Raw genomic sequence first — 23,534 nt, 5'->3', positions numbered from 1 at the left:
TTCTGATAAAACAGCCAGAGAAAAAGGAACGCCCGATGAAAGCCTCAGAATTATTACGCCACTGGGAAAAAGAATTCGGTGAACCGCTGACTGCCGCCCGCTATGAATTGCCATTAAATGTAAAAGATGCGGCCCGGCTTGAAGCACTTGCAGAAATGTTTCCCGGCAGCACAAAAGAACGCATTCTGCGCGATCTGGTCAGTGCAGCATTATCGGATCTGACCAGCGGTTTTCCTTATATTGCCGGGGATAAAGTCGTTGCTCAGGATGAAGAAGGGTATCCGGTATTTGAAGATGTTGGGCCGACACCGCAATTCCTGCAGCTGACCCGCAAGCATCTGAACAGCCTGCAAAAAGGCAAACACTGAGCGGTACTGCTTCAGTGTTTTTCCTGCTGCTTGGCAGCCTGCCAGGCAGCTTCCATCTCGGCGGCGCTGGCGTTGTCCCAGCCTCCCAGGCGTTCAACCTGCGCTTCGACCTGAGCGAAGCGCGAACAGAAACGGGCATTGGTGCCACGCAGCGCGACTTCCGCATCCACCTTTAAATGTCGGGCCAGATTACTGACGGCAAACAACAGATCGCCCACTTCGTGCTCCAGCCGCTCTGGGTCGGCTGGGCTGATTTCGGCTTCAACCTCGGCCAGTTCTTCACGGATTTTATCCAGCACGCCCTGCACATCAGGCCAGTCAAAGCCCACTTTTGAGGCTTTTTTCTGTAATTTGACCGCCCGGTTAAGAGCCGGCAGCGTGGCCGGGACATCGGCCAGTAAACCGGAAGGCATATTCTGCGCTACGGGTTTGAGTGCTTTTTCCTGCTGTTTGATCAGATCCCAGTTGGCGTTGATCTCTGCCTCTTGCGGGCTGACCGAGGGGTCCCGCTCGCTGTGCAGTGTGCCCTGCGGAAACACGTGCGGATGACGGCGGATCAGCTTTTCCACCAGACGGTGAATAATCGAGTTGAGGTTAAACAACTGCCGCTCATCGCCCATCTGACCGTAAAAAATCACCTGAAACAGCAGATCGCCCAGCTCTTCTTCCAGATGCGGCCAGTCCTGACGTTCAATAGCATCGGCTACTTCATAGGCTTCTTCCAGGGTGTGCGGCAGAATGGTGGCAAAATCCTGCTTCAGATCCCAGGGGCAGCCGGTCTGCGGATCACGCAGACGGCGCATCAGGTACAGCAGATCATCAAGGCCATAACTCATGAGCCATGGCCTCCACGTACCCGGCGGGCAGAAATCACATTTGGCAGTTGCGCAATTTTGCTCATCAGCCGGGCAAAGCGCTCAAGACTTTCCACTTCGACGGTCAACTGCATATTGGCGGTATTTTCCCCCTGATTGGACTGGGTATTCACCGACAGTACATTAATGCGTTCATTCGCCAGTACCGAGCTGACATCGCGCAGCAGACCGGTGCGGTCATAGGCCTGAATCAGCATATCCACCGGATAGGTGCTGTTCGGCTTATTCCCCCAGCTGACCTGCAACAGACGCTGTGGCTCCATCGCTTCAAGATGCAGCAGGTTATCGCAGTCACTGCGGTGTACGGTCACGCCACGCCCCACGGTGATATAGCCACGGATGTCGTCACCCGGCACCGGCTGACAGCACTGCGCCAGCTGAGTCAGCAGATTGCCAACGCCTTCAATATAAATATCGTCGGCCTTGGCATGACGCTCACTGTGCTCCGGCTTACGCGCCAGCGGCAGTTCCTGCTGGCTGTTGCCGGTATCGGCTCTTTTCAGCACGTTATGCACAATCTGGCCAACGCGCAGATCACCGGCACCGACGGCGGCGAACATATCGTCCACCGACTTCATATTCATGTCTTTAGCGACATCGGTCAGCGGTTCGTTCACCAGATCCAGACGATCCAGCTCACGCAAGACCAGCTGGCGGCCTTCATCGATATTCTGATCGCGCGCCTGCAGCTTGAACCAGTGCGCCACTTTGGCGCGCGCGCGGGTGGTGTGAATATAACCGGATTCCGGATACAGCCAGTCGCGACTCGGGTGCGCATTGGCGTTGGTCAGAATTTCGACCTGCTCGCCGTTTTTCAGCAGATAGGTCAGCGGCACAATACGGCCATTGACCTTGGCACCACGGCATTTATTACCGACTTCGGTATGCACGCGATAGGCAAAATCCACCGGCGTGGCGCGCGGCGGTAAATCCACCACATGGCCTTCGGGGGTGAACACATAAATGCGGTCGGGGTTGATGTCGGCGCGCAGTTCTCCCACCAGCTCCGGCAGATCGTCCAGCTCTTCGTGCCATTCCAGCACCTGACGCAGCCAGGCAATTTTCTGCTCGTAGCCCTGATCTTTGGCGTTGAGGTCGGTGCCTTTATACAGCCAGTGCGCACAAACCCCCAGCTCCGCATCTTCGTGCATATTGTGGGTACGGATCTGCACTTCCAGTACCTTGCCTTCAGGGCCGATCACGGCAGTATGCAGCGAGCGGTAACCGTTCTCTTTCGGGTTAGCGATATAGTCGTCAAATTCGTTCGGAATATGACGCCATAGGGTGTGCACAATGCCCAGTGCGGCGTAACAGTCTTTCAGTTCCGGCACCAGAATACGCACCGCACGGATATCGTAAATCTGCGAGAAATCGAGGTTCTTGCGGCTCATCTTCCGCCAGATGCTGTAGATATGCTTGGCACGGCCATAGACATCGCATTTGATGCCGGCACCAAGCAGGTCATCACGCAGGCGCTGTACCACGGTTTCGATATAGTCCTGACGGGCAAGACGTTTTTCATCCAGCAGGCCGGCAATCTTTTTATAGGCTTCCGGCTGCATATAGCGGAACGCCAGGTCCTCAAGCTCCCACTTCAGATGACCAATACCCAGACGGTGCGCCAGCGGCGCATAGATATTGAAGACTTCTTCGGCGACCTTGCGGCGCTTGTCTTCCGGGCCATCTTTCACCGCCCGGATAGCCGAGGTCCGCTCGGCCAGCTTGATCAGCGCGACACGCACATCATCGATCATTGCCACCAGCATTTTGCGCAGGTTCTCAACCTGTGCCTGACGCTGGCCCAGCACCACTTCGTCGCGCGAGTTCTGGATTGCGCTGATCGCCGCCATGCGCAGCACGCCTTCAATCAGCTTGGCCACTTCGGCGCCAAAATCGCGCTCCACACGCTGCAGGGCCAGACGCCCTTCACGCACCGCACGGTAGAGAATGGCAGCCACCAGCGACTCGGTATCGAGACGCAGATCCAGCAGAATCTGCGCCATCTCAATACCCATCTGCACACTGTCGATTGACCAGTAGGTGCGGTTGGCAATGGCTTCGTCTGACAGCTGTTTCGCCAGTGTCAGCGCGCGCCCGAGTGTTTCCGGGTCTTTTACATCGTACGCCTGCTGGATGCTGTCCAGCCAACGTGAAACATCGAGCGATCCATCATGTAACAACGGATGATCATCTCTGACCTTAACCATGACGCTTAGCCTTTCTTTCCAGTAATACCATGGTTTCTACATGGTGAGTCTGCGGGAACATATCCATAATTCCCGCCTGCCGGACCTGATAACCGGCCGCGGCCAGCACATTCAGATCCCGTGCCAGAGTTGCCGCATCGCAGGACACATAGAGAATGCGCGGCACCCGGCGTGCAATAAGTTCGTTCATCACTCCGGCCGCTCCGGCGCGGGGCGGATCCAGCAGCACCGCCTGCGGCTCAGGCAAATCCGCCAGACCACCGGCGCCGCTTAAATCGGCCTGAATCGCTTGCAAAGGTAAGGCCAGATTGGACGCCTGGGCGGCCAGGCTGTCTACCATACTTTGCTCTACCTCCACCGCCAGTACCTGCTGCGAGCGTTTCGCCAGCGGCATACTGAAGTTGCCATGACCGGCAAACAGATCCCAGATCACTTCATCGGCACCGGGCTGCAGCCAGTCCAGCGCCTGCTGCACCATGGCACGATTGACCGCGCCATTGACCTGCACAAAGTCGCTGAGTTCCAGCCGCAGTGCCAGATCATCAACCTGATGATGCAAAGGCTCAGCCTGCTCTGGCCACAGCAGCTGCGCCGGCGCATCGCGTTCGCTTTTCAGCCACAGCTGTAACGGCAGCAGGCCATCAATATTGAGCCCTGCGGCAAAGCTGCACAGTTTTTTCTCATCACCCGGCGATAAAGGCTTCAGAATGCGCAATACCAGTGCCAGCGCATTATCGGCGGCAATGGCTTCAATCTGGGTAATGACTGCCCGCGCATCAAGGCGGTTAATCTGTTCACGCCAGGCTGCCCAGTCGAGGGCCGGGTGTTCGGGCAGCACCAGACAACGGTCAATATTACTGATATGGGCAGACGAGGCTTCGCGGAAGCCAACAAAGTTCTCACGGCTGTCTTTGCTGTAACGCACACCAAGGCGCGCTTTGCGGCGGTAATGCCAGGGCTCAGCCACAATCGGCGCCGACCACTCTGGCACCTCTACGCCCTGACGGCTCAGCTCACGCGCCACGCGCTCCTGTTTAAACGCCACCTGAGCGTCATAGGCCAGATGCTGCAGATCACAGCCGCCACAGCGCTGGTAATGCGGACAGTCAGGAGTTACGCGTTCAGGGGAGGTTTTAATCAGGTTAAGCAGGCGCGTCTGCCACACCTTGCGACGGCGACCATCGAGCACCACTTCGGCTTCTTCGCCGGGCAAAGCACCGGGAACGAAATAGACATCGCGACCCAGCCGCGCCACCCCTTCCCCTTCCGAGGTCAGGTTATCCACCGACAGCGTCAGGCGCCGTTGTTTATCTGCTGGTTTCACCAGGCACTCCTTTTCATGCGTCCGCGCGGCAACGCGACGCGGTATCTGGCGCACAAGATTGGGGCAAAGAGGAAAAGATTCAAGGGTACCTCCGAATAACTCTGCAGCACTCACGCGAAGCTGTGCAGAATGATTCAGAGGTGCCCAGGGTCCGGGAGGAACAAATCGTGCAGCGACTGACGGTTATCAGCCGCTGCATAACGCTCACTTTTCAGGAGCAAAGACACCGGATGACAGATAACGGTCACCACGATCGCAGATGATGGCAACAATAGTGGCATTTTCCAGCGTTTGCGCCAGACGCAGGGCACCGGCCACCGCGCCACCGGAGGAAACTCCGCAGAAAATCCCCTCACGCCGCGCCAGTTCGCGCATGCAGTGCTCGGCTTCCTGCTGACTGATGTCCATCACCAGATCCACCTGACGGGCATCAAAGATGGTCGGCAGATATTCCTGCGGCCAGCGGCGGATACCGGGAATAGCCGAACCGTCTTCCGGCTGCAGACCAACAATCTGCACCGCCGGATTCTGTTCCTTCAGGTAACGTGAGGTTCCCATAATGGTTCCCGTGGTACCCATTGAGCTGACAAAATGGGTGATGCGCCCACCGGTCTGCGCCCAGATTTCAGGTCCGGTGCTGTGATAATGCGCCTCGGGGTTATCACCATTGCCAAACTGATTCAGCACCTTGCCTTCGCCACGCGACTCCATCGCCAGCGCCAGATCGCGGGCGCCCTCCATACCACTGTCGACCAGAATCAGTTCGGCACCATAGGCTTCCATTGCCCAGCGCCGTTCCATGGTGGCACTGTCAGGCATGATCAGAATCATGCGGTAGCCCTTAATGGCAGCCGCCATCGCCAGCGCGATACCAGTATTGCCACTGGTGGCCTCAATCAAGGTATCGCCGGGCTGAATATCACCGCGCTGTTCGGCGCGTTCGATCATGGATAGCGCCGGACGATCTTTCACCGAGCCGGCCGGGTTATTACCTTCCAGCTTGAGCAGAATGGTATTGCTGCTGTCTGCCGGTAATAAACGCTGCAGACGTACCAGCGGTGTATTGCCCACGCAGTCGGCGATGGTCGGGTACTGAATATCGGTCACGGCGATCTCTACTTATAACCAAAGAGCGCGTAGTTTACCTTTGCACCTCACCTGAACGTAATATCAATTGGTGATTTCGTTATATCGCTGTGCATACCAGCGCACAGTCCTGCTGCGGCAATGCAGGCTGCGATTGCACCCATCCTGCCTGCCCTTTACTCTACGGCTTTACCTTTCTTTAAGTTGTGTGCATGAAAAACTGGACCATCCAGAGCCGTATTCTGTTTCTCGCTTTGCTACCCGGCGTTATTGTTTCCGTTGTGCTCGGTATTTTCTTTATGGCCGAGCGTGCACGCGACCTGAATGACCTGCTCGATCAGCGTGCGCTGGCGATGGCCAAGCAGCTGGCTCCGACCTGTGAATACGGCGTGATGACCGGCAATGTCGGTATTCTGCAGAACATCGCTAACAACATGCTGGAAGAAAAGGACGTCCGCTCGGTCAGCATCTATAACCAGGATGTGGAAATTCTGGCCCATGCCGGACCGAAAATGCTGACCGAGCGCATCGGCTCAGCACAACTGCAGGCTAACCAGTTACAGCTGCTGCGTACCGAAGGGTCGGTCCGGGTACGGGCACCGATTTTTGCCCAGAACCTGGTGATTCCTGACCAGCTGTCCGATCAGTTCTATGCCGAAGAAAGCCGCCAGATCAAACTGCTGGGCTGGGCCGAACTGGAGCTGTCAAACAGCAACACCCTGCTGTTGCGCTATCAGCATATTGCGTCTTCGCTAAGCGTTATTTTGCTGGCCCTGCTGAGCTGTACCTTTGTGGCTATCCGCTTCAGCCGTCAGGTATCTGAGCCTATGGGGCGCATCGTCAAAGCCATTGGCGAACTGGAAGACGGCAAGCTGGAAAGCCGTATTCATATCAACAGCGGCGGCGAGTTCCAGCAACTGGCCTCAGGCATCAATGCCATGGCCAGTGCACTGCAGCGCGTGAATACCGAACATCAGCAAAACCTGGAACAGGCGACACAGGATCTGCAGGAAACGCTGGATGAAATGGAAATCCGCAACCGCGAACTGACTATCGGCCGTAAAGAAGCACTGGAAGCCAGCCGCATGAAGTCAGAGTTCCTGGCCAATGTCAGCCATGAAATCCGCACCCCACTGAACGGTATTATCGGTTTCAGTGACCTGCTGCTGCGCACTCATGTGGATGAACGCCAGGCTGACTATCTGGATACCATCCGCAAATCCTCCGGCGATCTGCTGAACATCATTAACGACATCCTTGACCTGTCAAAAATTGATGCCGGCAAGCTGATTATTGAGCACACCAGCTTTAATCTGCGCGATGTTCTGGAAGATGTAATGACGGTACTGGCTCCGGCCGCCTTTCAGAAAGAACTGGAACTCAGCCACCTGATTTATTCAGATGTACCGCTGCAGATCGAAAGCGATCCCTTGCGCCTTAAACAAGTACTCACCAACCTGGTCAATAACGCCATCAAATTTACCGAGCGCGGCAACGTCAGCGTGCGCGTATCGCTGATCAGTAAGGGAGATAACCGCGCCAGCATCAAATTTGAAATCCAGGACTCCGGTATCGGCATGTCCGAAGAGCAGATCAACAAGATCTTTAATGCCTTCACCCAGGCCGACGCCAGTACTGCGCGCCAGTTTGGCGGCACCGGACTGGGCCTGATTATCTCCCGCGCTCTGGTCGAAGCCATGCACGGTGAGATACTGGTCAGCAGTCACGAAGGCCGCGGTTCGACTTTCAGCTTCCATATCCAGGTAGGTATGCATGCCGGGACGGTCAATAACCTGCCCCTGCTGAGCGGTCAGCATATCGCCCTGCTGGAGCCCTCACTGCTGAACCGGATGAATACCGGTGCCCTGCTCAATCAGTGGCAGGTTGAACACCACGACTGCGAAAACCGTCAGCAATTACTGGAATTACTGAACAGCAATGAGCATGAACTGCAGGCACTGATCGTTGCCGTCAGCCGTCAACACATCAACGACCCACAGCAACGCCTGTTTATGCAGCAGCTGGCACAGTATGAGCTGCCCCTGATAGCCCTGATCGACAGCGTCAGCCACGAACATCTGGAGCAGCTGAAACAACAGGGCGCCAGCAGCAGTCTCAGCCAGCCGTTCCTGCATAAACGCCTGTATCAGGCGCTGTGCCGGGCTCTCGGCAACGAGGGAACGGAATTCCGTGACGCCCAGCCCGGCAACAGCAGCCATTCCTCGGCGCAGAAACCACCCTGTGTACTGGCCGTTGACGACAACAGCGCCAATCTGAAACTGGTGGTGACCCTGCTGCAGGAGCTGGGCATTCATGTGACAGCCGCCAGCAGCGGCCGCGATGCCATTGATATCGTGCAGCAACAGACCGTCGATATGGTGTTTATGGATATTCAGATGCCGGGCATGAATGGTCTGGAAGCCACCGAGCAGATCCGTACCCTGCCAGGCAGAGGAACATTGCCAATTATTGCACTCACCGCCCATGCCATGGCCGATGAAAAAGAGGCCCTGATTAAAGCCGGCATGAACGATTACCAGACCAAACCCATCAGCCAGGAGCAGCTGGCCGCCTGTGTTGAGCGCTGGACCGGTTACCGCTCACTCAGCCCGGCAGCCGCGGCTGAAGCCTCACCGCCATCGAAAAGTCAGTGCGAATGGGTGTTTGATGCGGCAACGGCCTTACGCCATGCGAACCACAAGGTCGATCTGGCGCAGGATATGTTCCGCATGCTGCTGGATTCACTGCAGCAGGATATGCAGCACATCGTGGATGCTTGGGAAGAAGAGGATATGGATGACCTGCTGGAACGGGTTCACCGGGTTCACGGCGCTACCCGCTACTGCGGTGTTCCCTGCCTGCGCAGCACACTGGAAACTTTTGAAACAGCATTAAAAGCCAACCGCCAGGCGGAGCTGCCAACGCTGATGCGGCAACTGGTGGAAGATGTCGCCAATCTGCAGCAGTGGGCACAAAGTAACGACTGGAAAACCACGCTGGCTGAAGCCGCCAGCAAACGCAGCGAGCAATTCACCAGCGCCTGACCCTCCTGCACCTGACCCGGCAGCGTTTAACTCAGCAAGGCGAAGGCCTGAATCCAGTCGCCTTCATCCGACAGGCTGACCAGCGCACGCTGCCCGCCCAGAACCCGCAAACGCTCTGCGGCGGCGGCATGCAGCAATACCTGTGGCGCCCCCAGTTCATCGCGCAGTATTTCCAGCTGCTGAAATCCCACCCCCTTGGCAATACCGGTGCCCAGCGCTTTGGCCAGGGCTTCTTTGGCGGCATATTGCTTGGCCAGAAAGTTAAGGGGATTGGCGCGCGAACGATACAAGGTCTGCTCGGCCGGGGTCAGAATACGCTGCACAAAACGCTCACCATGGCGCTCAAGCGCCTGCCCAATACGGCTGCTGTCGAGCAGGTCGGTGCCGATGGCAATCACCCCCGGCACCTGTTTCAACTCATCGGCCTGCGCCACGACAGTAGTCCTCAGCCGCGCTGTGTAGCCGCAGCCAGCAGGTCACGCATTTCACGAACCGCTTCTTTCAGGCCGACAAACAGCGCCCGGGCAACGATGGCATGACCGATATTCAGTTCGTTCATGCAGGGAATCGCGGCGATGGCTTCCACATTGTGGTAATGCAGACCATGGCCGGCATTCACAATCAGACCACGTTCATGGGCATAGGCGGCGGCTTCCTGAATACGCTTCAGCTCAAGCTGTTGCTCTGCTTCGGTTTTGGCATCGGCGTAACGGCCAGTATGCAGTTCAATCACCGGTGCGCCAACGCGCAGTGTGGCGTCGATCTGGGCAAAATCCGGATCAATAAACAGCGATACTTCACTGTTAATCGCCTGCAGACGCTCAACCGCCGCACGGATATGGGCTTCCTGACCAATCACATCCAGTCCGCCTTCGGTGGTCAGCTCTTCACGCTTTTCCGGCACCAGACAGGTACAGGGCGGGCAAACTTCCTCGGCCAGCTCGAGCATGGCATCGGTAACCGCCATTTCCAGATTCATACGGGTGGACAAGGTTTCGGCCAGCACATACACATCACGGGTCTGAATATGACGACGGTCTTCCCGCGGGTGAATGGTAATGCCATCGGCGCCGGCTTCTTCGGCCAGAAATGCCGCCTGGACCGGGTCGGGATAAATGGTGCCGCGCGCCTGACGCAGGGTGGCAACGTGGTCGATATTCACGCCCAGCAGGACGCGTTGAGCATTTTTCACAGGGACTTCCCTCTTGTCTGAACAGGCATTACTGGATGATGTTAATAATACTGATGAGCTTAACGGCCCGGCTGAAACAGTTCGCGGCTGATCAGTGGCCGCTCCAGCAGGTCTTCAAGTGCACAACGCAGCACCTGCTTGGCCGCCGCCCAGCATTGTGGCCGCTGCGCCCGGCCTTGTCCAAGCTCGAGTAAATATTCACCGGAGAACAACGGCTGCCTCAGCGCCGGAGCCACGGAGGCATCCGAACGCACAAAGCCTTCACGGGCGATAAAACGATAGAATTCAGAAGCATTGACCGGACGTCCATCACGATCCTGTTGCCAGGAAAAACCATATCCCAGCGTCTGCAACAGCTGATATTCAAACAGGCGTAACCAGGGGTCCGGTAAACCGGGATGCTGCAGCCCTTCAAGGGTTCTGACGTAAGTCAGGAAGAGTTCTGGCTGAGCTTCATAGCGTGGTAATAAGCGCACCAGTAATTCAGCGAGGTACAGACCGCAGTACAGGTTAGCCCCCTGCAGAGAGTAAGTTTGCAGACTGCGCAGGCCGCGTAACTGCGGCCAGTCTTCGGCACGGGCCCAGTCACCCTGATAGCGCTGGTGCAGATCGGGTTGTGGCTGGCTGCGCCCGGCAACCACACTCAGCCGTCCCTGTTCTGCGGTAAATATATCCAGCAGCCATTCCTGCTCCCGCAGGGGCTGACGCTGCAGTACAAACAGCGTCTTCATAACTTAACCGATGCGGTCGTCGTAACCCAGACTGCGCAGGGCACGCTCGTCATCAGACCAGCCGGCTTTGACTTTAACCCAGAGCTTGAGCATGACTTTGCAGTCGAACAGCTGCTCCATATCTTTGCGGGCTTCCTGACCAATCTGCTTGATACGGTAACCGCCATCGCCGATAACAATGGCTTTCTGCGAAGCGCGCTCCACCAGAATCAGAGCACTGATTTCGATTAACGTACCGGTGTGCACAAACTCTTCGATCTCAACGGTCATGGCGTAAGGCAGCTCATCGCCCAGCTGACGCATGATTTTTTCACGCACCAGTTCAGCTGCCAGAAAGCGCGAGCTGCGGTCGGTGATCTGGTCTTCCGGAAAGAAGTATTGGTTTTCCGGCAGATAGCTTTCGATCAGGTTTTCCAGCCGCTCGACGTTATGGCCGGTTTTGGCGCTGACCGGAATAATCTGGTCAAAATTATGCCGGCTGCTGAGTTCCTGCAGCACAGGCAACAACTCTTCTTTTTCGCGGACGAAATCGACCTTATTCACCACCAGAACGACCGGGGCGCGCTGGGATTTAACAGCCTGCAGCACCATTTCGTCTTCTTCAGTCCAGCGTGTACGGTCGACCAGCATCAGAATCAGATCCACGTCTTTCACTGCCGTGGTTGCCGCTTTGTTCATATAGCGGTTAATCGCTTTTTCCTGATGCTTATGCATACCCGGGGTATCGACATATACGACCTGAACATCACCTTCGGTTTTGATCCCTAAAATCTGATGGCGGGTAGTCTGCGGTTTACGCGACGTAATGGATAATTTCTGCCCGAGAATACGGTTCAGCAGCGTGGATTTGCCCACATTCGGGCGGCCAACGATGGCTACATAGCCGGTACGTTGTGTCATTATTCTTCCTCTCCTGCGTCATGCGCAGGCTCTGCTGATTCGTCAATGCCCAGTAGAGTCAGAACCTGAGCCGCGGCGCTTTGCTCGGCACCACGGCGGCTGCTGCCCTGGGCGACAATGGCATCAGCCAGTTCAGGAATACGACACTCAACGGTAAATACCTGCTCGTTGGTCGGGCCTTCGACGTTCAGAACCTCATATTTCGGCAGACTGGATTTACGCCCCTGCTGGTATTCCTGCAGACGGGTTTTCGGATCTTTAATCGGATCTTCCAGCGTTAAGGCATCCAGACGGGTTGCGTACCAGGACAGAATGCGCTCGCGTGCGGCTTCCAGACCAGCATCCAGATACATAGCGCCAATTAAGGCTTCAACCGTATCGGCCAGAATAGACTCACGGCGATGACCACCGCTTTTTAATTCGCCGGAGCCGAGTAACAGAAAATCACCCAGATCGAATTCACGGGCAATCACCGCCAGTGTTTCGCCTTTTACCATGCGCGCACGCAGGCGGCTCAGCTTGCCTTCTTTCGCCTGGGGAAAACGGCGGTATAAATCTTCAGCGACGACAAAATTCAGAATCGAGTCGCCGAGAAACTCCAGCCGTTCGTTATTGCTGATACCTTTACTGCGGTGTGTCAGCGCCAGCATAACCAGCGATTCATCGCGGAAGTTATAGCCCAGGCGCTGAGATAATTTAACGAGGGGATTATTCACTGAGTAAAATCTTTTTGCTGATGAAAACGCACGATCAGGTCGATATCACCGAACAGGGTTCCGCGTTGTTCATAGGGCCAGTCGAGGGTCAGTCCACGACTACTGGTATGAATAGTAAGATCATCAAAAGCCATCCGGATATCGTTTTGACTGAGCCGCTCTTCCAACAGCTTTTTTAACTGATTAGGACGGGTATCACTTTTGATATCTCCGGATTCGTGCATTTTATCGATAATGGTCGTCAGCATCTGGTTCTGCCAATACATAGGCACCAGCGTAATTGCCGCTTTAACAAAAATAATGGCAATAAATACAACGACCAATACCGACACAAAAGACATCCCACGCTGACGACGCATATTAATCATCCACTTTCAGAACGGCCAGGAAGGCAGACTGTGGGATTTCCACACTGCCGATTTGTTTCATTCGTTTTTTACCTTCTTTCTGCTTCTGCAGCAGTTTTTTCTTACGGCTAACGTCACCACCATAACACTTGGCGGTTACGTTCTTGCGCAATGCTTTTACCGTGGTCCGGGCAACCACCTGATTACCCATCGCGGCCTGAATCGCCACGTCGAACATCTGCCGCGGAATCAGCTCTTTCATTTTTTCGGTCAGCGACGCACCACGACGACGAACGTTATCACGGTGCATAATCACCGCCAGCGCATCCACGCGTTCACCGTTAACCAGCACATCCAGACGCACCAGCGGTGCTTCCTGGAAACGGGTAAAGTTATAGTCGAGTGAGGCAAAACCACGGCTGGCCGATTTCAGACGGTCAAAGAAATCCATCACCACTTCGGCCAGCGGAATTTCATATTTCAGCGCCACCTGCGTGCCGGTGTACTGCATGTCCACCTGCACACCACGTTTTTCAATACACAGAGTAATCACGTTACCCAGATATTCCTGTGGCACCAGAATATTACATTCGGCAATCGGCTCACGCATTTCATCGATTACGCCAGGATCAGGCAGTTTTGATGGGTTATCCACCATCAGCACTTCGCCTTTTTTATTCACCACCTCATAAATTACCGTTGGTGCGGTGGTAATCAGATCGAGGTCGTATTCGCGCTCCAGACGCTCCTGAATAATTTCCATGTGCAGCATGCCAAGGAAACCACAACGGAAACCAAAGCCCAGTGCATCGGAATTTTCCGGCTCATAGAACAGCGACGCATCGTTCAGCGACAGTTTTTCCAGCGCATCACGGAAGGCTTCAAAATCGTCGGAAGATACCGGGAACAGACCGGCATACACCTGCGGCTTCACTTTCTGGAAACCCGGTAACGCATCGACATCAGGGAATTTCGCGCTGACGATGGTATCGCCCACCGGCGCACCGTGAATGTCTTTGATGCTGCCGACCATATAACCCACTTCACCGGTACCCAGTTCGCCGGTCGGAGTCATTTTCGGCGTAAAGATACCAATGCCGTCCACCAGGTGGTCACGGCCGGTGGATTTCATGCGGATTTTGTCGCCTTTCTTGATGCTGCCGTTTTTCACCCGGATCAGGGAGACAACGCCCAGATAAGAATCGAACCAGGAATCGATGATCAGCGCCTGTAACGGGGCATCCGGGTCACCTTCCGGCGGCGGGATATTAGCCACCAGATCTTCCAGCACATCTTCGATATTCAGACCGCTTTTCGCGCTGCAACGCACAGCATCGGTCGCATCCAGGCCGATAATTTCTTCGATTTCCTGTGCGACTTTATCCGGATCAGCCTGCGGCAGATCCATCTTGTTCAGTACCGGGCGAACTTCCAGGCCCTGCTCAATGGCGGTATAGCAGTTGGCGACCGACTGGGCTTCAACGCCCTGAGCAGCATCCACCACCAGCAGTGCCCCTTCACAGGCCGACAGCGAACGGCTGACTTCGTAGCTGAAATCCACGTGTCCCGGAGTATCAATAAAGTTCAGCTGGTAAACCTCACCATTGCGGGCTTTATAGTCCAGCGTCACGCTCTGGGCCTTGATGGTAATACCACGCTCACGCTCAATATCCATCGAATCCAGTACCTGCGCCTGCATTTCCCGGTCGGAAAGGCCGCCACACACCTGAATAAAACGATCTGAAAGAGTGGATTTGCCGTGGTCGATATGGGCAATGATGGAAAAGTTACGAATGTGGTCCAGCTGGCTCACAGAATACAACCCGGTTGTTAATTGAAATGGTGGGCGATTTTACTTGAAAGGCGGGGCAAAGGCTATTTTGTACGCTATCCGGCTGTTACCAGTAACCATAAATGACAAAGCCCGGCCAGTGCCGGGCTATCTGTTACAGCAATTATTCAGTAATCCGCAGCGGGATAAACATTGCCGCGCCGCGGCGCACAATGCGCATCGGTACGCTGCGGTTAGCCGGCAGCTTGGCAACCACCGTATTAAAATCGTCCATGCTGCGCACCGGCTCACCGGCAATCATGGTAATGATGTCGCCGTTGACCAGTCCGGCAAAAGCCGCCGGACCACGCTTCACATCACGTACGACCACGCCATCACCGACGCTTTTGCGCTGCGCGTCGGACAGTTCGCTGACCACCACCCCCAGACGGTTGCTGGTGCTTTCTTTCGGACTGGCATTATTCAGCGCCAGCTCGGCGCCATCGCCATCCGGCAGCACGCCAATGGTCACGTTGATTTTCTTACGCTTACCGTTGCGCACCACGTCCAGCTTGACGCTGCTGCCCGGCTTCACCCGGCCAACCTGATGCGGCAGATCGGACGACAGGTAAATCGACTTGCCGTTGAAGTGGGTAATGATGTCGCCATTTTTCAGGCCAGCCGCTTCCGCCGGACTGCCAGGCACAATCTGTGCGACCAGCGCACCGGCAGCTTTTTCCAGACCAAAGGATTCGGCCAGGTCTTTGCTAACCTCCTGAATCACCACACCGAGCCAGCCGCGGCTGACTTTGCCTTTTTCTTTCAGCTGATCGGCGACATCCATGGCCACATTGATCGGAATGGCAAAAGACACGCCCATAAAACCACCGGAGCGGGTGTAGATCTGGGAGTTGATGCCCACGACTTTGCCATCCAGATTAAACAGCGGGCCGCCGGAATTACCCGGGTTAATAGCCACGTCGGTCTGGATAAAAGGCACATAGTTTTCGTTCGGCAGGCTGCGGCCTTTGGCGCTGACAATACCGGCCGTCACCGAGTAATCAAAACCAAAAGGTGAACCAATGGCGACAACCCATTCCCCCACTTCCAGCGCATCCGAATCGCCCAGTTCAACAATAGGCAGATTCTTGGCTTCAACTTTCAGCAGCGCCAGATCAGAGCTCTCATCGGCACCAATCAGTTTGGCTTCCAGCTCACGGCGATCATTAAGACGCACAACAATTTCGTCGGCATCCTTGATCACATGATTATTCGTCAGGATGTAGCCATCTTTGGAGACGATAAAACCGGACCCGAGCGATGCCCGCTCCTGTTCACCGCCACGAGGGCCCTGCCCCGGTGCACCAAAGAAGTGGCGGAAAATTTCCGGCACATCTTCCGGCAGACCATAACGCTGCTGGAAGCCGTTATTCTGCATATGTTGCACAGTACTGATATTGACCACGGCCGGCGAAGTTTCCTTCACCAGGTCACGGAAATCGGGTAACTCCGCCCGGGCCACAGAGGCCAGCAACAGCAGAGGCAGCACTAACATACGGATCATCTGTGTCATGGTTTTTCCTTGCTCAAAGGTGTTCTGAGTGGATCATAGGGATACGTTCACAACCGGGCTTAAGAGTCGGCTGCCATTGTGACTGATAGCGTGCCGCCAGCTTGCGCGCCAGGGCAAAACCGCCCGCCAGTCCGGCAAGTGCAGCCACACCGGCCCAGCCATCGCTGCCGCTCAGCTGGCCGATAACCGCGCCGCCAATCAGGCCCAGTAAAGGCAGGCCATACAGAGCCAGTGCACTCAGTGCCAGACTACCATCGGGCAGCGTCAGCACCACCTGCTGACCCGGCTGCAGCTGTTGTTCGGTACTGACCCAGAGGCGCATCGGCCGGCCAAGTTTACTCAGGCTGTGCTGACCGCAACCAGAGCGGGCATTACAGCTGTTGCAGGCACTGCGCTGCACGGCTTCAACCCAGATACCGCCATCGCCCTGTTCTATAACTTCAACGATTTCCTGACTCATCGCCTGCTTATTCCTCTGCCGCGGACAGCGCGCTGTTTGCACTGTCGGTATTCTGTTCCGCCAGAGCTGCGGGAACGACCGATGTCGCGATACGGATCATGGTATCGGCCGGTAATTCACCCACCACGGTCACCCTTAAACGGCTCTGATTGTCGCCATCGGCCTCTGCGGAAGAATGCTCACGATAGCGCACAACCGCTGCGGTGGCGCCCCAGCGGCTGGTCATTTCCGGCAGGTGTTCCTGACTGACAGGATCAATAAACAAGGTAAAAGCAGCCAGACCATCACTGTACATCAGGCGTACCGGCAATTTGCTCATGGCCCCGGAGTCATCCTTCTGCTCAGCCGCCATTTGCGGCTGCGGCGAGCCGGCCTGAATCACTGCGGTAATATGAAAACCAGACGGAACCCAACCAGGTAACCAGCCGATATCGGCCGTACTGATCTGCTCATGGTCGGGGGAAACAGGGTAAAGAGTCAGTTTATGCCCCTGATCATCGGGCTCAAAGGCAGTCGCCGGGATATCAGGACCAATCTCAATCTGGGCAAACTGGAAACGCTCCAGCACCTGTTGCTGATGATTCAGCAGATCAGAGCGCAATAACAGGCCGGTAACCTGATCAAGCCAGAGCTGATAACCATAGCGGTCCGCATCCACCGGAGTTACCTGTAAACGCTGGGCAAAACGTCCGGCAATACGCTCCACATTGCCAAGCGTAAAGTGATACTGACCATCATCAATATCCATCACCCGGGAAAAACCGTGTAATGGGTTGCTGAGTTCGCTGTTCAGGCGTGGGGAGTGGTCGCCGGGATGAATACAGACGATGTCATGACCATGACGCACCATTTCACGCGGCAGGCCGGTAAGGTGCTGCAGTTTTTCCTGCTCCACCCCATCAATGACGGCGTGGGTGATGGCGAGGGTTTGCCACTCCTGACCATCACCATAGATTAAAACACCGCGATAATTCTGTTGTTGAAAGGCCTGGGTCATGCGTTCCAGCCAGCCCCGGGCGCCTTCCTCAGCCTGCGCGCTAAGCACGAGCAGACTGAAACTCAGGGTAAGCAGTAGTCTGCCTCCCCTCATTTGCTGCCCTCAGCAGGCTGCTGGAAATCCACCACACGGGCAAAAGGAATGGCTGCACGGCTGCCGGTCATAGTCGCCTGCTCAGTATGCTGCAGCACGTACTCCTGCAGTTTGCGCTGTGCGGCTTCAAGCTGGGCAGCATCGGCTTCAGACATGGCCTGTACCGGCGCCGATGCCAGTTGCACCGCTGCAGGCATCTGCGTTTGCTGCTCAGCGACCAGGGCATCTGGCTCAACGCTGTTCAGCCTCACCCCGACAAGTACCGCCAACGTTACCGATGCGGCAACCGCTCCTGAGGCCAACCAGCGCAGCTTGTGGTTATTGGCCACAACCACCTGAGGGCGGCTCACTTCATCCATTGGCTCGCCATCCAGCGCCTGCATAATGCCACGCGACAGATCAACAGCAGCGGCAGGCTCACCGCGCATCAGCGAACCAATCATCTGATAACGCTGCCAGGTACCGCGCAGTTCATCGTCCTGCTCGAGCTGATTAAGTAAACGGCGGACTTCCAGTTCGTCGGTTTCACCGTCCATCAGGGCGGATAAGGATTCATTCATGCGTTCATTCATCGGTTGCTATCCTCCCGGTCAGGCAATGGCGCTGGCGGTATCGGCCAGCAGTGGCTGCATTTTGCGGTCAATGGCTTCACGGGCGCGGAAGATGCGCGACCGTACGGTGCCGATCGGACATTCCATCACCTCGGCAATTTCTTCATAGCTCATACCTTCAAGCTCACGCAGGGTTACGGCCATACGCAGCTCCTCCGGCAGGGCTTCGATGGCGTCAAACACCACTTTCTGCAATTGATCGCGCTGCAGCAGACCATCCGGAGTTTCGATATCTTTCATATTAGCTTCGTCAGCAAAAAACTCGGCATCATCCAGATCAATATCGCGGGTCGGTGTCTTGCGCCCGCGGCTGACCAGATAATTTTTTGCCGTATTCACTGCGATGCGGTACATCCAGGTATAAAACTGACTCTCACCACGAAAGCCAGGCAGTGCCCGGTAGGCCTTGATAAAGGCTTCCTGAGTCACGTCCTGAGCCTCAGCAAAGTCAGGGACAAAGCGTCCGACCAGCGCCAGAATGCGGTGCTGATATTTGATGACCAGCAGATCAAATGCGCGCCGGTCGCCCTTCTGTACGCGGGCAACCAGTTGCCGATCTGTAGATTGTTGATCTGTCATGCTTTTTTCCGCTGTCGTGCGCTGTGTCTCTACAGCCATTGCTAAGCTCATCTACCCAGCCTCCTGTATGCCAGTGTGTCGACCTGGTTCTGGGAGGATAGAGGGGATTTGTTCGGATTAGTTCCGCCAGAGTGTATCATGGCTGGCATATGTGGCCGATGACGGACAGAAAGTTATTCCCCGTACAGCGTCCGTTATGGCCCGTCCGGCACTGGCATAAGCCACCGCTGCGGCATTATAGTGCCCACCACTTTGATACGTACAATACAGCATGAGCCAATCTTTCTCTTTCGATGTTCTTATTATTGGCAGCGGCGCCGCCGGCCTGACGCTGGGGTTGTCACTGCCTGATCACATTAATGCCGCCATCATCAGCAAAGACAGCCTGGATGCAGGCTCCACACGCTGGGCTCAGGGCGGCGTGGCGGCGGTGCTGGATGAAGACGACAGTGTTGAGGCCCACGTGCAGGACACCCTGATCGCTGGTGCCGGTCTGTGCCATGAACCCAGCGTGCGTTTCACCGTAGAAAACTCCACCGCTGCCATTCAGTGGCTGATTGATATCGGCGTGCCCTTTACCCAGGACAGCCCGGATCATTTCCATCTGACCCGCGAAGGTGGCCACAGCGCACGGCGCATCATTCACGCCGCCGATGCGACCGGCCATGCCATCTCCGATACGCTGCTGGCACGGGCGAAAGAAAAGCCCAACCTCAAGCTGTTGCAGAACTACATCGCCATTGACCTGATCACCCGCGAAAAACTCGGCAGCGGCGGTCATGGTTGTATCGGCGCTTATTTTCTCAATAACGATACCGGCGATGTCGACGTAATTACCGCGCGCTCAGTGGTACTGGCCACCGGTGGCGCCAGCAAGGTGTATCTGTACACCAGCAACCCGGACGGCGCTTCCGGCGATGGCATCGCGATGGCCTGGCGCGCCGGTTGCCGCGTCGCCAATATGGAATTCAATCAGTTCCACCCGACCTGCCTGTATCACCCGCAGGCCAAATCCTTCCTGATTACCGAAGCGGTGCGCGGTGAAGGTGGCAAGCTGTTGCTGCCCAACGGCCAGCGCTTTATGCAGCGCTTCGATAAACGCGCCGAACTGGCACCACGGGATATCGTCGCCCGCGCCATCGACCATGAGATGAAACGCATCGGTGCCGACTGCCTGTTCCTCGATATCAGCCACAAACCGGCCGATTTTATCAAAGAGCACTTCCCCACCATTTATGAGCGCTGTCTGGAGCTGGGAATCGACATCACCCGCCAGCCGATTCCGGTGGTACCGGCGGCACATTACACCTGCGGTGGCGTAGTGACCGATATCCATGGCCGCACCGATATCGAAAACCTGTACGCCATTGGCGAAACCGCCAGCACCGGTCTGCACGGAGCCAACCGCCTGGCCAGCAATTCGCTGCTTGAGTGTCTGGTGTTTGCCCGCTCCGCCGCGGCTCATATTGCCGCCAATATCGACCGTAACGAACCGGCCCCCAAAGCGCCGGCCTGGGATGCCAGCCAGGTGACCGATTCCGATGAAGACGTGGTGATTGCCCATAACTGGGACGAATTACGGCGCTTTATGTGGGATTACGTTGGCATTGTGCGCACCACCAAACGACTGGTACGTGCTCAGCACCGGGTGCAGATGCTGCGGCAGGAAATTCAGGAGTTTTACAGCAACTACCGGGTAAGTAATGACTTACTTGAGCTGCGTAATCTGGTGGATGTGGCCGACGTGATCATCCGCTCGGCACTGCTGCGCAAAGAAAGCCGCGGCCTGCATTTCAGCCGTGACTATCCGCAACCGCTGCCACGCGCCTTCGATACCGTTCTGACGCCTAAATATCTGAAAGAACTGGGCGAACTCTGAGCCGGCTCTGCCCGGATCTGAACCCGCTCAAACCCGGAGCATCAGTGCAGATCGTTATATAACGCCGCCGTCAGGCGGCGGTAATCCTCCGCACTGCTCAGACTGTCAGGCCGGATCATCAGCCGCTGCCAGGGCCAGAACGACCACTCCAGTATCAGCACATCCGCCCGCCTTACACTGCCACTGCGCCAGCGCACCGGCAGCCTGCGACCACGAGACTCAAGCCACCAGCTACGGCTGTCATAACCGAGTTTACGCACCACAGGTTTGCGCCAGCCCCGGGCTGTCAGAACCAACAGGAAAAATGCCGCACATAACCACCACAAAAACGGCAGCAGCCAGACAAGAATCAGCAGGGAAAACAACAGAAAGACGCCATCGAGCCAGCGTTGCCGACGCGATGACTGCAGTACCCACTCAGCGGTTGCGGGCATGCTCCCGCACCAGTTCAATAATGCGAGCCAGATCGGCATTATCCGGAACCTGATGCTCCATAAACCAGGTAAACAGGTCCGGATCTTCACATTCCAGCAGCTGACGGTAGCGGGCCTGATCGTCTGCGCTCAGACCGGTGAAGGCTTCTTCGGCAAAAGGAACCAGCAATACATCAAGCTCCAGCATGCCACGGCGGCTGTGCCAGCGGACGCGTTTTGCTTCAATTTCGTCAGACACTCGGAACTCCCAGATAAGCAATAAAAGTAAACAACAGAAGGTAAACGGCAGCAGTCGCAGGGTGCGGCCACGCCGGTGATAAAACCGCAGTATATCAAAGCTGGCAGCGGATACCGCTATCCCGACGGTGGTATAAGCCCGATAGCCACACAATCTGCAACGTTAAGAGTATGACCAATTTGCAGTAAACTGCGGCCATATTGTTATCACCGACACAAGACCCGTATTCATTATGTCTGAAGCATCCATCGTACTTCCCGGCCAAATTGACCCGCAGGGGTTCATCCCGGAGCAACCTGCCACACAGGGGCTGACCTGGCTTTCCGCCTTTGCCCTGCTGGAAATCAGCGGCCCGGACAGTGAACGCTTTCTGCAGGGACAATTAACCTGCGATATGACCAGCCTTAAAGCAGACCGCTGGACTCTGGGCGCTTGCTGTACTGCCAAAGGCCGCATGGTGGCGAACTTTGTGATTGCCCGCCATGGCGACAGCGTCTGGCTGCGCCTGCCTCGGGCTCAGGTCAGCGCGCTACGCCAGCATCTGGCACGCTACGCGGTGTTTTTTAAGGTCACCATGACCGAACATCTGGACGACTGGCTGGTCACTGCCGATGTGCCTGCCGAGCTGTCTGCGTACGACGACAACCCTGACAGCCTGAGCGATGGCCGCCTGCTGCAGCACGACAGCAGTGATAACAGCCTGACCCTGCACTGGCCGGATGGCCGCGTTGAATACTGGCTGCCAGCAGAAAAAGCCAACGCCCAACTCCAACAGGCCCCGGAACTTACTGCCGAGCAGCAATGGTGGCTGGGCGACATTGCCGAAGGCATTGTCTGGGTCGAAGAAGCCAGCCGCGAAGCCTGGGTGCCACAGTTTATCGACTGGCATATCCACGAGGGCATCAGCTTCCGCAAAGGTTGCTATACCGGTCAGGAGATCGTTGCGCGTCTGCAGTATCTGGGCAAAAGCAAAAAGAATCTGGTCGCCGTGAGCACTGTCGCGGATGCCAATATCGCCATTATGACCGCCCTGCAGGACAGTCAGGGTAAGACGCTGGGCGACATTGCCGCCTGGTGCGGCCGTCTTGGCCTGGCGGTGATGAACAGCGACTGGCCAGAGAGCGGCATAAAAGCCGGGGAAATTCCCGTCACTCTCGCCCGTCTTTCCTATACTGAAGGCACAACTGAGCAGAATAACAGCGACGCTGATCCTGCCATCACAGACAACTGATCCGGCCACAGGGCCGGAGCGCTTAAGAGGCCGGCCCATGAGCAACCTGGCACAACAGGTAAAAGACGATATCGTAGCCCAGATCAAGAAGGACGAACTGGTGCTGCCCACCCTGCCCGAGATTGCTTTACGTGTACGCGAAGTGGCAGAAGATGCCAACGCCACCATTCCCCAGCTGAGTCAGATCATCGCTCAGGACCCGGCGCTCAGTGCGCGCATTATTAAGGTCACTAACAGCCCGTTAATCCGCGCCAACAGCCCGGTCACCGACCTTGGCACCGCCATTTCGCGCCTGGGTATCGATTTCACCAGTAATCTGGCCATCGGCCTGGCCATGGAGCAGATGTTTCAGGCCACCCACGACATTATTGATAAACGCATGCGCGAATGCTGGGCACGGGCCATGGAGATCGCCTCATCGGCTCAGGTGCTGGCGCGGCATTTCACTAAACTGCAGCCGGATCAGGCCATGCTCGCCGGACTGGTACATCAGATCGGTATGCTGCCGATTCTGGCTTATGCCGAAAATCACAGCGACCTGCTCAACGACAGCTTCTCACTGGATCTGGTACTGGAAAAACTGCACCCGTCTCTGGGCAGCTATATTTTGCGCAGCTGGGAGTTTTCGCCGGATCTGGTCAATGTACCGAAGGAATATCTGAATCTGCAGCATCAGGCCGACAGTGCGGATTACTGCGACCTGATCCAGGTTGCCACGCTGCAAAGCTACGACGGCAGCGATCACCCGCTGGCACGGATCAAGCGCAGTGAGCTGGGTTCCTATCAGCGCCTGGGGCTGGATGCCGACGATGAAGTTACCCAATGGCAGGAACTGACTGAAGAAGCCGAAGCCACGCAAAACGCGCTGCGCTGAGCGC

General features: G+C 56.2%; 23 protein-coding genes. 5 read left to right on the top strand and 18 right to left on the bottom strand.

What is annotated here, in order from left to right; translation table 11 throughout:
• The first annotated feature begins 35 nt into the window (after window positions 1-35).
• Window positions 36-368, top strand: coding sequence for a type 1 pili tip component (locus tag HUF18_RS06235; RefSeq protein WP_225691535.1), 333 nt, complete (start codon window positions 36-38; stop codon window positions 366-368).
• 11 nt (window positions 369-379) lie between these two features.
• Here the strand turns inward: HUF18_RS06235 and mazG are convergent, their stop codons facing one another.
• The 4 genes from mazG to cysM all read right to left on the bottom strand — a co-directional run bounded on the left by mazG (window position 380) and on the right by cysM (window position 5,872).
• Window positions 380-1,204: a nucleoside triphosphate pyrophosphohydrolase gene (gene mazG, locus HUF18_RS06230; RefSeq protein ID WP_225691534.1), complete on the bottom strand. Its 825-nt coding sequence runs from the start codon at window positions 1,202-1,204 to the stop codon at window positions 380-382.
• Window positions 1,201-3,450 (bottom strand): GTP diphosphokinase, encoded by a 2,250-nt coding sequence (gene relA / locus HUF18_RS06225; protein WP_145469175.1) that lies wholly within the window; start codon window positions 3,448-3,450, stop codon window positions 1,201-1,203. Before relA ends, mazG begins: the two co-directional genes overlap by 4 nt.
• Window positions 3,443-4,774, bottom strand: coding sequence for a 23S rRNA (uracil(1939)-C(5))-methyltransferase RlmD (gene rlmD, locus HUF18_RS06220; RefSeq protein ID WP_225691533.1), 1,332 nt, complete (start codon window positions 4,772-4,774; stop codon window positions 3,443-3,445). Before rlmD ends, relA begins: the two co-directional genes overlap by 8 nt.
• Window positions 4,775-4,978: 204 nt before the next feature.
• The gene (cysM, locus tag HUF18_RS06215) at window positions 4,979-5,872 is read right to left on the bottom strand and encodes a cysteine synthase CysM (protein ID WP_145469521.1); all 894 of its coding nucleotides are present in this window, start codon (window positions 5,870-5,872) and stop codon (window positions 4,979-4,981) included.
• A 200-nt stretch (window positions 5,873-6,072) separates the two neighbouring features.
• On the opposite strand from cysM, the gene HUF18_RS06210 reads away from it, so the two are divergent.
• Window positions 6,073-8,904, top strand: a complete 2,832-nt coding sequence (locus HUF18_RS06210; protein ID WP_145469173.1) for a response regulator — start codon at window positions 6,073-6,075, stop codon at window positions 8,902-8,904.
• A gap of 26 nt (window positions 8,905-8,930) precedes the next feature.
• Here HUF18_RS06210 and acpS read toward each other — a convergent pair whose 3' ends face one another.
• From acpS to rpoE, 12 genes are all read right to left on the bottom strand, one after another.
• The gene (gene acpS / locus HUF18_RS06205) at window positions 8,931-9,338 is read right to left on the bottom strand and encodes a holo-ACP synthase (protein ID WP_225691532.1); all 408 of its coding nucleotides are present in this window, start codon (window positions 9,336-9,338) and stop codon (window positions 8,931-8,933) included.
• Window positions 9,339-9,349: 11 nt separating this feature from the next.
• Entirely contained in the window at window positions 9,350-10,096 is a 747-nt protein-coding gene (pdxJ, locus tag HUF18_RS06200) for a pyridoxine 5'-phosphate synthase (protein WP_225691531.1), read from the bottom strand.
• 59 nt (window positions 10,097-10,155) lie between these two features.
• Window positions 10,156-10,827 (bottom strand): DNA repair protein RecO, encoded by a 672-nt coding sequence (gene recO / locus HUF18_RS06195; protein ID WP_225691530.1) that lies wholly within the window; start codon window positions 10,825-10,827, stop codon window positions 10,156-10,158.
• A 3-nt stretch (window positions 10,828-10,830) separates the two neighbouring features.
• Entirely contained in the window at window positions 10,831-11,727 is an 897-nt protein-coding gene (gene era, locus HUF18_RS06190) for a GTPase Era (RefSeq protein ID WP_145469171.1), read from the bottom strand.
• Window positions 11,727-12,443 (bottom strand): ribonuclease III, encoded by a 717-nt coding sequence (gene rnc / locus HUF18_RS06185; protein WP_225691529.1) that lies wholly within the window; start codon window positions 12,441-12,443, stop codon window positions 11,727-11,729. Before rnc ends, era begins: the two co-directional genes overlap by 1 nt.
• Window positions 12,440-12,802, bottom strand: a complete 363-nt coding sequence (locus tag HUF18_RS06180; RefSeq protein ID WP_225691528.1) for a DUF4845 domain-containing protein — start codon at window positions 12,800-12,802, stop codon at window positions 12,440-12,442. Before HUF18_RS06180 ends, rnc begins: the two co-directional genes overlap by 4 nt.
• Window position 12,803: 1 nt before the next feature.
• Window positions 12,804-14,603, bottom strand: a complete 1,800-nt coding sequence (gene lepA, locus HUF18_RS06175; RefSeq protein WP_225691527.1) for a translation elongation factor 4 — start codon at window positions 14,601-14,603, stop codon at window positions 12,804-12,806.
• Window positions 14,604-14,745: 142 nt separating this feature from the next.
• Window positions 14,746-16,134 (bottom strand): DegQ family serine endoprotease, encoded by a 1,389-nt coding sequence (locus tag HUF18_RS06170; protein WP_145469167.1) that lies wholly within the window; start codon window positions 16,132-16,134, stop codon window positions 14,746-14,748.
• 13 nt (window positions 16,135-16,147) lie between these two features.
• Window positions 16,148-16,594 (bottom strand): SoxR reducing system RseC family protein, encoded by a 447-nt coding sequence (locus HUF18_RS06165; protein WP_225691526.1) that lies wholly within the window; start codon window positions 16,592-16,594, stop codon window positions 16,148-16,150.
• Between the two features lie 7 nt (window positions 16,595-16,601).
• Window positions 16,602-17,684: a MucB/RseB C-terminal domain-containing protein gene (locus tag HUF18_RS06160; protein ID WP_225691525.1), complete on the bottom strand. Its 1,083-nt coding sequence runs from the start codon at window positions 17,682-17,684 to the stop codon at window positions 16,602-16,604.
• Window positions 17,681-18,256, bottom strand: coding sequence for a sigma-E factor negative regulatory protein (locus tag HUF18_RS06155; protein ID WP_145469164.1), 576 nt, complete (start codon window positions 18,254-18,256; stop codon window positions 17,681-17,683). Before HUF18_RS06155 ends, HUF18_RS06160 begins: the two co-directional genes overlap by 4 nt.
• A gap of 18 nt (window positions 18,257-18,274) precedes the next feature.
• Complete coding sequence (gene rpoE, locus HUF18_RS06150) at window positions 18,275-18,874, bottom strand: RNA polymerase sigma factor RpoE (protein ID WP_145469163.1); 600 nt, start codon at window positions 18,872-18,874, stop codon at window positions 18,275-18,277.
• 271 nt (window positions 18,875-19,145) lie between these two features.
• Here rpoE and nadB point away from each other — a divergent pair, with 271 nt between their 5' ends.
• Complete coding sequence (gene nadB / locus HUF18_RS06145) at window positions 19,146-20,753, top strand: L-aspartate oxidase (RefSeq protein ID WP_225691524.1); 1,608 nt, start codon at window positions 19,146-19,148, stop codon at window positions 20,751-20,753.
• 41 nt (window positions 20,754-20,794) lie between these two features.
• On the opposite strand, the gene HUF18_RS06140 is transcribed toward nadB, so the two are convergent.
• Together HUF18_RS06140 and HUF18_RS06135 are read right to left on the bottom strand one after the other, a co-directional pair.
• A complete protein-coding gene (locus HUF18_RS06140; RefSeq protein ID WP_225691523.1) occupies window positions 20,795-21,187 on the bottom strand; it encodes a hypothetical protein in 393 nt (130 codons plus the stop codon).
• A complete protein-coding gene (locus HUF18_RS06135; protein ID WP_145469160.1) occupies window positions 21,171-21,425 on the bottom strand; it encodes an FAD assembly factor SdhE in 255 nt (84 codons plus the stop codon). The genes HUF18_RS06140 and HUF18_RS06135 overlap by 17 nt, the downstream gene beginning before the upstream one ends.
• Before the next feature lie 232 nt (window positions 21,426-21,657).
• Here HUF18_RS06135 and ygfZ point away from each other — a divergent pair, with 232 nt between their 5' ends.
• Window positions 21,658-22,656, top strand: a complete 999-nt coding sequence (gene ygfZ, locus HUF18_RS06130) for a CAF17-like 4Fe-4S cluster assembly/insertion protein YgfZ (protein ID WP_225691522.1) — start codon at window positions 21,658-21,660, stop codon at window positions 22,654-22,656.
• 37 nt (window positions 22,657-22,693) lie between these two features.
• The gene (locus HUF18_RS06125) at window positions 22,694-23,530 is read left to right on the top strand and encodes an HDOD domain-containing protein (RefSeq protein WP_145469158.1); all 837 of its coding nucleotides are present in this window, start codon (window positions 22,694-22,696) and stop codon (window positions 23,528-23,530) included.
• Window positions 23,531-23,534: the final 4 nt, after the last annotated feature.

The sequence above is a fragment of the Thalassolituus sp. ST750PaO-4 genome, from assembly GCF_020320405.1.
GTDB classification, from domain to species: Bacteria; Pseudomonadota; Gammaproteobacteria; order Pseudomonadales; family Oceanobacteraceae; genus Venatoribacter; species Venatoribacter alkanivorans.
Note: the sequence above shows the minus strand (reverse complement) of the source record. Positions and strands in the feature narration are given on the sequence as shown.

Bases quoted from the DNA above. Each gene is read 5' to 3' on its own strand.
- HUF18_RS06235 (WP_225691535.1), top strand. From the start codon at position 36: ATGAAAGCCTCAGAATTATTACGCCACTGGGAAAAAGAATTCGGTGAA.
- mazG (WP_225691534.1), bottom strand. From the start codon at position 1,204: ATGAGTTATGGCCTTGATGATCTGCTGTACCTGATGCGCCGTCTGCGT.
- relA (WP_145469175.1), bottom strand. From the start codon at position 3,450: ATGGTTAAGGTCAGAGATGATCATCCGTTGTTACATGATGGATCGCTC.
- HUF18_RS06210 (WP_145469173.1), top strand. From the start codon at position 6,073: ATGAAAAACTGGACCATCCAGAGCCGTATTCTGTTTCTCGCTTTGCTA.
- recO (WP_225691530.1), bottom strand. From the start codon at position 10,827: ATGAAGACGCTGTTTGTACTGCAGCGTCAGCCCCTGCGGGAGCAGGAA.
- era (WP_145469171.1), bottom strand. From the start codon at position 11,727: ATGACACAACGTACCGGCTATGTAGCCATCGTTGGCCGCCCGAATGTG.
- HUF18_RS06180 (WP_225691528.1), bottom strand. From the start codon at position 12,802: ATGCGTCGTCAGCGTGGGATGTCTTTTGTGTCGGTATTGGTCGTTGTA.
- HUF18_RS06170 (WP_145469167.1), bottom strand. From the start codon at position 16,134: ATGACACAGATGATCCGTATGTTAGTGCTGCCTCTGCTGTTGCTGGCC.
- HUF18_RS06165 (WP_225691526.1), bottom strand. From the start codon at position 16,594: ATGAGTCAGGAAATCGTTGAAGTTATAGAACAGGGCGATGGCGGTATC.
- HUF18_RS06160 (WP_225691525.1), bottom strand. From the start codon at position 17,684: ATGAGGGGAGGCAGACTACTGCTTACCCTGAGTTTCAGTCTGCTCGTG.
- HUF18_RS06155 (WP_145469164.1), bottom strand. From the start codon at position 18,256: ATGAATGAACGCATGAATGAATCCTTATCCGCCCTGATGGACGGTGAA.
- rpoE (WP_145469163.1), bottom strand. From the start codon at position 18,874: ATGACAGATCAACAATCTACAGATCGGCAACTGGTTGCCCGCGTACAG.
- nadB (WP_225691524.1), top strand. From the start codon at position 19,146: ATGAGCCAATCTTTCTCTTTCGATGTTCTTATTATTGGCAGCGGCGCC.
- HUF18_RS06140 (WP_225691523.1), bottom strand. From the start codon at position 21,187: ATGCCCGCAACCGCTGAGTGGGTACTGCAGTCATCGCGTCGGCAACGC.
- ygfZ (WP_225691522.1), top strand. From the start codon at position 21,658: ATGTCTGAAGCATCCATCGTACTTCCCGGCCAAATTGACCCGCAGGGG.
- HUF18_RS06125 (WP_145469158.1), top strand. From the start codon at position 22,694: ATGAGCAACCTGGCACAACAGGTAAAAGACGATATCGTAGCCCAGATC.